Origin of the sequence: Nocardia arseniciresistens, from assembly GCF_046764875.1 — a bacterium.
In the GTDB taxonomy this organism is placed as follows: domain Bacteria; phylum Actinomycetota; class Actinomycetes; order Mycobacteriales; family Mycobacteriaceae; genus Nocardia; species Nocardia arseniciresistens.
On sequence record NZ_JBKORD010000009.1, the window covers coordinates 282,070 to 291,098 of the forward strand.

The following is a 9,029-nucleotide window of genomic DNA, read 5'->3' on the forward strand; positions in this document are numbered from 1 at the left end:
TCAACTCGTTGACGGTCGTGATCTGGACGGCGTCAGTCAGGGTGTCCGGTCAGTTCACCGATGTTGTAACGGGCGTATACGGCCTTGGTGGTGTCGTCGATGTGGCCGTTATCCGGCCCGCCGCCGAGAATTTCCATCCGCACCTGGGCGGTCATCATTCCCGCATCGGTCTCGTCCCGATACGCTTTGTATAGATTTTGTACTACTGCATTCGGATGGACCGATTTCGCCCTCGGTTCGCGGGTTCCGGCCCGACCTCGGCCTAGGGTTGCTGTATGCGCGCCAACAAAGGTTTGACCTTCGGCATCTACGCCGCAAGCCAGGCAGGCACCAGCATCGGAGCCCCCGACGACCCCGCGGCGATCGACGAACTCGTCACCGCATTGCAGTCCGGCAAACCATTCGTCATCCGTGAATATCTGCACTACCTCGGCGCCGATCCCGAGCCCGAACGGGTCGCCGTCGTGGATCCGGAACGCGAATTGCGCAACCTCACCATGCCCGACGAGTGGTACGTGAGCGACCGCCGCCAACTCGACCTGGTCCTCAGCTACCTCCCGACCACAGCAGACATCCCCGGCTGGCTGGCCTTCATCGACCGCGCAATCCACCGCTACGCACCCATCACTCGCTTCCTCCAGATCACCCTGGAACCCAATTTCCCCATCCCCTGGATCGACGGCAGCTCCCCCGGCGTCCTCGACGCGCTCACCCAAGGCATCGCGCACGCCCGCCGCGAACTGAACCACATCGGCCACAACCACATCGATCTCGGCTTCTCCGTAGCCGAACCACCGGACCGGCCGGGTGGCGACGACGACTTCTGGCAACACCTCGCCAAGATCCCCGAACCAGACTTCGCCGACCACATCGACTACATCGGCCTAGCCCTCTACCCCGACGCCTTCTCCTTCGTATCCCCCGCAGGCACCCCGGGCAACATCATCGAACTCACCGAGCGAGCCATCCGCGACCTACGCGAAACCACTCTCCCGACAGCTCATCTCGACTCCGTCCCCCTGCACATAGCCGAAAACGGCACCCCTACCGGCCCAACCCGCTCCCCCCGCCACCAAGCCGACAGCCTCGAGCAAATGATCGAAACAATCATCGACACCGCTCCCACCCACAACATCACCCACTACGAACTCTTCGCGCTACGCGACACCAACTCCGCCGCCCCCGACCCCATCAACCAACTGGGCATCACCACCGACGACTACTACCCCAAGCCCGCATTCACGCTGTACCAAACGTTGATCGACCAACACTCGATGCGCTGAAACACCTGGTAGATAACATCTTTCGAACAGCCATATACGCGGGGCTGCCGAACCAGCCGATACGCAACGGCGCGACGAGCCCGCTGTGGCCGATTGGCGACGATCGACGTCCTAGTTCGGCCATTCGGTCCGCACTGCGGAAATACGCTGCTCGAGGGATCATGTATCGAGGTCCGCGGGTAGCTGATCGGCCGTCGTTCGACCGGAATCTGTGCGCCTGGCTCCGCAGCTCGATATGTGGGAAAGGTTTATTGTGACAGGCATTTTGGCGGCGTTGGACTTTGATCCGCGCTTGGACGAGTTCGACCCGGCGCGACCGGAGGTGATCAGAGATCCCTACCCGTGGTTCGACCGGCTCCGTACGCTGGATCCGGCTCATCGCGGTATCAACGGCCTGCGATTTCTCACCAGGTTCGCCGATATTGATCAGCTGCTGCGTGATCACCGAACCTTCGTACGCGGCGACTTCGCCGAGGTATTGGCTCGCAATTTCGGACAGAACAGCCTGAACGATGTGATGGGCCGGTTCATGTTCGCGCTCGACCCACCCGATCACACCCGGTTGCGGCGTCTGGTCGCGGGATCGTTCACGCGCGAGAAAGCCGAGCGGCTGCGACCGAGGATGCGGGAGTTGGCCGCCGGACTCCTCGACGACGCTATTGCCCGGGGCGGTGACACCTTCGATGTCATCTCGGACTTCGCCTACCCGCTGCCGTTGCAGGTGGTGTGCGAGATACTCGGGGTGCCGCCGGAGGATCGGGAGATGCTGCGCTCGTGGACCAATGACATCACTCCGACCGTCGACTTCGTCATCTCGGACGAGGTTCGGGCGCGAGGTATCGAGGCGGCCGCGTTGTTCAAGGGCTACTTTCTCGCCCTGATCTCTTTGCGACGCAGGCACCGAGGTGAGGATCTGCTCAGCGAACTGTTGAACGCGGAGGAGCAGGGTGAGCGGCTCAGCGAACGCGAACTCATCAGCCTCGCGGTGACGCTGCTCATCGCGGGGCACGAGAATGTCACCAACCTCGTCGGCAATGGCCTGCTTGCGTTGTTACGGCATCCCGGAGAACTCGAACTGGTGCGCCGGGAGTCGGAGCGGGTCGCCGATGTTGTCACCGAGACGCTTCGGTACGACTCGCCGGTCACCTATGTTCCGCGGCAGACCGCGAAGGCGACTCGGTTGGGAGAGGTGGACTTGGCCGCAGGCGAGTCACTGGTCGCGCTGTTCGGTGCTGCCAACCGCGACCCCGAGAAGTTTCCGGACCCTGGGGTGTTCCGGTTGGATCGGCCGCACAAAGCCGAGCATCTCGACTTCGGCCGCGGCATCACCTACTGCCTCGGCGCACCGTTCGCCATCGTGGAGAGCGAGGTCGCGTTCGAAACGCTGCTCACACGACTAGGCGATTTCGGCCTGGCGATCGGAGAGGACGAACTGACCTGGCGGCCGACGATCTGGGCCCGAGGCCTCGAGCGCCTCCCGATTACCGTTACCGATTGAGTGTGCGCTGGCCGGCAACCATTTGGGCATCGTTTCGCTTGCTATGTAAGACTGCGCTGGTGGAAGAGAGCGCTGAACTCGTTGCCAATGTTTCCGACACCGCCCGCTGGGTGGCCGCCTTCCGGGCTGCCGAATCCGCCCGCCCCGACGCCCTCTTCCACGATCCCCTCGCCGACCGTGCCGCCGGGGAGCGGGGCCGCGCCATAGCCGCCCGCACGCCGCGATTGATGCTCAATGGCTGGAGCCTGGTCACTCGGACCAAACTCATCGACGACCTGATACTGAAGGCCATCGCGCAGGGCTGCGATCTGGTGGTCAATATGGCCGCGGGTATGGATACCCGCCCGTACCGGCTGGAGCTGCCTGCCGAACTCCGGTGGATCGAGGCCGATCTCCCCGAATTGGTCGCCGAGAAGAACACGCTGCTGACCGGGGAGTCACCGCGCTGTGCGCTCACCCGCACAGCGGTGGATCTCGCCGATCCAGCGGCGCGGCAGCAGTTCCTCGACAAGGCCCTCTCGGGTGCGCAGCGGGCGCTGGTGCTCACCGAGGGGCTGATCTACTACCTCAGCGACGACGAAGTCGTCAGCTTGGCCGCCGCGCTGAATCGCCCTGAAATCGCTTGGTGGGCACTGGATGTCAATAACAAGGCGATTGTGAAGCGAATGGGTAAGGCCACCACCGAACTGCTGGCCAACGCCCCATGGCAGTTCGGTCCGGTCGACCCGCTCGGCTTCTTCACCGACCTCGGCTGGACGGCCGACGAGGTGGAACCTCTTGTCCCGGCGGCACACCGGTTCAACCGGCTGCCCTGGTTCATGAAGCCGTTCACACTCTTCCCACAGCCGGATCCCCGCAAGCCGCTCGAGAATTCGTGGAAGCCTTGGAGTGCGGTGGTGCGGCTCGAGCACACTCCATCGAGCCTCTAGCTCACCGTAACGAAAGGCGCTCCCCCTATGGGAAATAACTGGCTACGTCGCATGTCTCCCCCGCCGCGGGAGGGATCCCATAAATTGGTCTGCTTTCCGCACGCAGGCGGCTCCGCCATATCCTTCGGGCCATTGGCCGAATACGTGGGCGCAGAGTATGAGGTTCTCGCTGTTCAGTATCCGGGGCGACAGGATAGAAGACGTGAACCGCTGGTGGGGAATATCTCCGACCTCGTCGATGGCTTGCTGCCCGAGCTGATAGAAGCGGTCGACGGTGCCCAGGCTTTCTCCTTGTTCGGGCACAGTATGGGATCTGTCGTAGCTTTCGAGGCATGCAGGCGGCTCGAGCACGAATTGGGAGCGAGCGCGAGGGTTCTATTCGCTTCCGGCCGTCGCGCGCCTTCAGCGACGGTACCCGAGCTGCGAATGCACCTGCTGAGCGATCGAGAACTCGGTGAGCACCTACTGCGGTCCGGCGGTACACCACCAGCGTTGCTCGAGGATCCTGAATTTCGAGAGTTGATCCTGTCGATCGTCAGGAACGACTACCGGGCCATCGAGACCTACGAGTGCGGTACGGCCGCGATGATCAGCAGCCCTATCGTCGCAATTGTCGGCGATCGTGACCCAGATGCGAGTCTCGCGGAAATCCAGGTATGGGGCTCGCACACCACCGGAAGCTTCTTCGCGAAATCATTTCCAGGCGGTCATTTCTTCATCGATTCGAATTGTGGGCCGATCGGACAGTTGATCCGCGATCATTGCGCTCGAGCGCTGTCGAGCTAGAGCGTGTCTGTGCTCACGTGGTAGCGGCTGCACACACTTACCTACGCGCCGTTGACCTGCGCAAGCCGGCTGGCCGTCGAGCCAGCGGTTCGCGTCGCTGGGCGTCAAAGCCTCGCACGGCGGGCACCACGGCGTCGTGGACGCAGCTGGTACAGGCGGTACCAGGCCAGCGCGAGGAAGACGACTCCCAGTCCCGCGACGACTCCCATGTCGAGCAGCCACGTGCCGAGGGTGTGTTTCCACAGCGGGTCGGGTCCACCATCGTGCGGTGAGAGGGTGTCCAGGTCGAGACTGGCCGCTCCAGCGCCGTAGCCCCAGCGAGACGGTGACAGGTAGGACAGCTGTTGCAGAACGGGCGTGCCGGGCAGCCGCACCAGACCGCCGGTGAGCACGAGTTGTGCCATCGACAGCACGATCAGCAACGGCAGTGTCTTTTCCGAGGTGTTCACCGAGACCGACACCAGCAAGCCCATCGCCAGCGACGCGATGCCCAGCATCGCCATCGCCAAGATCAATTCCAACTCGACCGAGGTGAATATCCCTTTCGGCGGGAAACTCTCACCGATAGTGCCGATCAGGAACAACACCACCGCCTGAAGGATGGTGATCACACCCAAGACCAGCAGTTTCGACATCAAATAGACTCCGGCCGACAGGCCCGCCGCGCGTTCTCTGTGGTAGATCGTCTGTTCCTTGACGATCTCGCGAATCGAGTTGCCGGTGCCGACGAAGCAAGCACCGAATATCAAGATCATGAGCTTGGTCGGGGCGTCGGTGTTGGTTCCCGGTGCCCCGATGAACCCCTCGCCCGATGGGATCGCAGCGATCAAACCGCCTAGCAGCAGCGGCATTACGCCGAGTAACGCCAAATAGCTGCGGTCCGAGGCGATCACCGCCAAGTAGCGCCTGCACAGTGTGCTGAGCTGGCTGAGCTTGGACTGCGGCGCGGGCGGCGGTGCCGGTGGGCGCTGCACTTCCGCCTGTCCGACGTCGTCAATCGGCCCGACATCGACGTAGTTCTCGAAGCGCGGGGAGCCCCGGAACTCACCGGCCCAGTCGCGGTCCTCCTCCCGATCGAATGCCTGGAACACCTCGGCCCAGGTGCGCTGCCCGAATTCCTGCAACCCCTCTGCGGGCGGTCCGTAATAGGCCAGCCTGCCACCAGGCACCAGAACCAGCAGGCGGTCGCACGAATCGAGATTCGCCACGCTGTGGGTGACGACGATGACGGTGCGCCCGTCGTGGGCCAGTTCGGACAGCATTTCCATGACCGTCTTGTCCAGGCCCGGGTCCAGGCCGGAGGTCGGTTCGTCGAGGAATAACAGAGACGGTTTGGTCAGCAACTCCAGAGCCACGCTCACCCGTTTGCGTTGCCCGCCGGAGAGCCGATCGATGCGGGTGTCGGCGTGCCGCGTCAAACCGAGTTCGTCAAGGACTTCGTCGACTCGCTGTTCGCGCTCCTCGCCGCGTGTGTCACCGGGGAAGCGCAGTTCGGCCGCGTAGAGCAGGGCACGTCGCGTCGGAAGCTGATTGTGCAGGATGTCCTCCTGCGGAACGAGCCCGATCCGGTGCCGGAGCTCATCGTAATCGGTGTACAGGTCGCGTCCGTCGTAGCGGACGGTCCCCTCGGTCGCGGGCCGCAGCCCGGTGACCGCGCCCAACAAGGTCGACTTGCCCGCTCCGCTGGGTCCGATGACCCCGACGAGCGAGCGCTGCGGGATAGGGAAGGTCACATCGTCGAGGAGTACCTTGCCCTCGGGGGTCCGCACGATGAGGTTTTGCACGCAGACCGAGATGTCACCGGTGTCGACGGACTCGCGCAGTTCGTTGCCGACGAGTCGGTAGGTGGTGTGCCCCATGCCGATCAAGTCGGATTCGGACAGGTCCGCGGCGTCGATGCGATGGCCGTTGACGTAGGTGCCGTTGTGGCTGTCGAGGTCGACGACTCGATACCTGCCTTCGGCGATCACCTGCAGTTCGGCATGATGGCGAGAGACCATGAGGTCGGGCACGACGATGTCGTTGTCGGCGGCGCGCCCGATCCGAAGCGTGGGCGATGTGATCCGGACGACCGTGCTGGGGTGGGCCGCCGGAGGTGACGACCGCGACACTCCCCTGGGCCGGCCCGGCCGATACTCGACCGTTGCTTCATCGTCGAGGTTGTAGCCGGGATCGGGGACGACGATCGTGTCTCCCGCCATATCGCCACCGGACTCGTTGCCGGGTTGCGCTTCCACCGAGCAGGCCAGCTGCTCGCCGTCCACGGCGTGCCCGAGCTGAAACGTCTCGTCTCGGTCGATCGTCATCCGGTCGACGCGATGGCCCGCGAAAAAGATGCCGTTGAGGCTACCGGCGTCCTCGATTTCCCAACCGTCTGCACCCCGCTCCAGGACGGCATGCAACGAAGATGTGCGCGGATCGGTCACAACAATGTCGGACGTCGGATCGCGACCGACATGGTATGCGCCCCCGGCACGTAGCCGATAGACGCGTTCCCTGGTCTGCACCACAAGAATCGGCGTCTCGGAGAATTCCGTGGAGGACGATTCATCCGCCATATCGCGAGTATACGACTGTCACTGCAAATGGTTGGCTACCCCGCGATATTGGGCACGGTTTCCGCCCCAGGGCCTCATGCGGGGGCGCCTCAAAGGGGCAGCCGAACCGAACGAGCCGATGCGTGTCACATATGTCGAAGATCCGATGCCGCCATCGATTCCGTATATGCGGTAGCCAGCGAACCGGCACCATCTACGGGACAGGGATGTTGGTGATCGCAAATTTTCGACATCCCTGTTTGCCCCGCGCCGGACGCGGCCGGCATGTCCGCGGCAACGGTGCCGGTGATTCGTGGATTGGCCTTGCCTGTTGTTGCCGCCGATTCGCGCTGTGGTGACCGGCAGCAACCAGTCCGATACGAACTCGCTGTAATGCGCGTATCGCGGTGGCGGCCCTTCTGACAAAGTCCTACTGGTCGATCTTGGCCATTACGTGCTTCACGCGGGTGTAGTCCTCCAGCCCGTACATCGACAGGTCCTTGCCGTGCCCGGACGACTTGAACCCACCGTGCGGCATCTCGGCGATCAGCGCGGTGTGGGTGTTGATCCACACGCAGCCGAAGTCGAGCGCGGCCGACACGCGGAGCGCTCTTGACACATCCCTGGTCCACACCGAGGAAGCCAGCCCATACTCGACGCCGTTGGCCCACCGGATCGCCTCGTCTTCGTCGGTGAACGACTGCACGGTGATCACCGGGCCGAAGATCTCGTGCTGGCTCATCCGGTCGTGCTGCAGCAGCCCGCCGATGACCGTCGGCTCGACGTAATACCCGTGGCCGCCCTGCCGGTGCCCACCTGCCACGACCGAAGCGTGATCGGGCACCTGGTCGAGGAAGCCGAGCACCCGCTGGAGTTGGTCGGCGTTGTTGACCGGTGGCACCCAGGCGTCCTCGTCATCGGCGGCCTTGCCGAAAGTCGTTGTCGCACTGCCGGCCTGCTCGGCCAGCGCCGCAGTCAAGTCATCGGCCACCGACGCGTGACCAAGCACCCGCGTGGCCGCCGTGCAATCCTGCCCGGCGTTGAAATAGCCCGAGGCAGCGATCCCCTTGGCGGCAGCAGCGATATCGGCGTCAGGGAACACGATTACCGGCGCTTTGCCGCCCAACTCCAGATGTGTGCGCTTCAGGCGGCCTCCGGCCGACTCCGCGATCGCACGGCCCGCGGCCACCGAACCGGTGATCGACACCATCTCCGGGGTCGGATGCGCGACCATCGCCGCACCGGTCACCCGGTCACCGGTTACCACGTTGAGCACGCCTGGCGGCAGGTGCTTGGAGGCCAGTTGGGCCAGCATCACCGTCGTCACCGGCGTGGTGTCACTCGGCTTGATCACCACAGTGTTGCCCGCCGCGATCGCGGGAACAAACTTCCAGATTGCCATCATCATCGGGTAATTCCACGGCGTCACCTGCCCGATGACGCCGACCGGCTCCCGGCGGATCCACGATGTATGCCCCGCCAGGTACTCGCAGGCCGACTTGCCCTCGAGTACCCGTGCCGCCCCCGCGAAGAATCGGGTCTGGTCGAGCATCTGCGGGATCTCTACTGCCGAGGTGACGTGGTTCGGCTTGCCGGTGTTGCGGCACTCGGCCTCGACAAGCGCGCCGGCGACAGTCTCCAACTCGTCGGCGAAGTCCAACAGCGCCTTCTGGCGGTGCGACGGCGTCGTGCGCTTCCAGTCACTGAACGCCCTGGCCGCCGCCGCGTACCCGTTGTCGATGTCCTGTTCGTTGGACGCCGGGGCGGTGCCGTACTCGTCGCCGGTGGCAGGGTCGACGAGCGCCATCGTCGCACCGCCGACCGAGTCGACCAGCTTGCCGTCGATGAAGTTCTGGACCGCTGTCATGATGCCTCCTCGGCTGCTCTGTTCGATCGACAATGCTCCGCCATGGGACATTCGGCCGACTTGGCATCTGGTCGCCGTCGTCCGTTACTAATTGTTCGATGTTATCGACACCGAATGGATTGAGCTTAC

Annotated in this window: 7 protein-coding genes; 4 read left to right on the forward strand and 3 right to left on the reverse strand. The window is 63.8% G+C overall.

Annotated features, from left to right (window positions below; all coding sequences use genetic code 11):
- Window positions 1-32: 32 nt before the first annotated feature.
- On the reverse strand, window positions 33-158 hold the full coding sequence (locus ACLMAJ_RS18935; RefSeq protein WP_412015051.1) for a hypothetical protein: 126 nt from the start codon (window positions 156-158) through the stop codon (window positions 33-35).
- A gap of 117 nt (window positions 159-275) precedes the next feature.
- Between ACLMAJ_RS18935 and ACLMAJ_RS18940 the strand changes: the two genes are divergently transcribed.
- The 4 genes from ACLMAJ_RS18940 (at window position 276) to ACLMAJ_RS18955 (ending at window position 4,496) form a co-directional block, all read left to right on the forward strand.
- Window positions 276-1,283 carry a hypothetical protein gene (locus tag ACLMAJ_RS18940; RefSeq protein WP_412015052.1) on the forward strand — a complete coding sequence of 336 codons (1,008 nt, stop codon included), beginning with the start codon at window positions 276-278 and terminating at the stop codon, window positions 1,281-1,283.
- Between the two features lie 253 nt (window positions 1,284-1,536).
- Window positions 1,537-2,781 carry a cytochrome P450 gene (locus ACLMAJ_RS18945; RefSeq protein ID WP_412015053.1) on the forward strand — a complete coding sequence of 415 codons (1,245 nt, stop codon included), beginning with the start codon at window positions 1,537-1,539 and terminating at the stop codon, window positions 2,779-2,781.
- Between the two features lie 59 nt (window positions 2,782-2,840).
- Window positions 2,841-3,710, forward strand: coding sequence for a class I SAM-dependent methyltransferase (locus tag ACLMAJ_RS18950; RefSeq protein WP_412015054.1), 870 nt, complete (start codon window positions 2,841-2,843; stop codon window positions 3,708-3,710).
- Between the two features lie 51 nt (window positions 3,711-3,761).
- On the forward strand, window positions 3,762-4,496 hold the full coding sequence (locus ACLMAJ_RS18955) for a thioesterase II family protein (RefSeq protein WP_412015055.1): 735 nt from the start codon (window positions 3,762-3,764) through the stop codon (window positions 4,494-4,496).
- A 104-nt stretch (window positions 4,497-4,600) separates the two neighbouring features.
- Here the strand turns inward: ACLMAJ_RS18955 and ACLMAJ_RS18960 are convergent, their stop codons facing one another.
- Together ACLMAJ_RS18960 and ACLMAJ_RS18965 are read right to left on the reverse strand one after the other, a co-directional pair.
- A complete protein-coding gene (locus ACLMAJ_RS18960; RefSeq protein WP_412015056.1) occupies window positions 4,601-7,054 on the reverse strand; it encodes an FHA domain-containing protein in 2,454 nt (817 codons plus the stop codon).
- Between the two features lie 409 nt (window positions 7,055-7,463).
- Entirely contained in the window at window positions 7,464-8,900 is a 1,437-nt protein-coding gene (locus ACLMAJ_RS18965) for an aminobutyraldehyde dehydrogenase (RefSeq protein ID WP_412015057.1), read from the reverse strand.
- Window positions 8,901-9,029 lie beyond the last annotated feature (129 nt).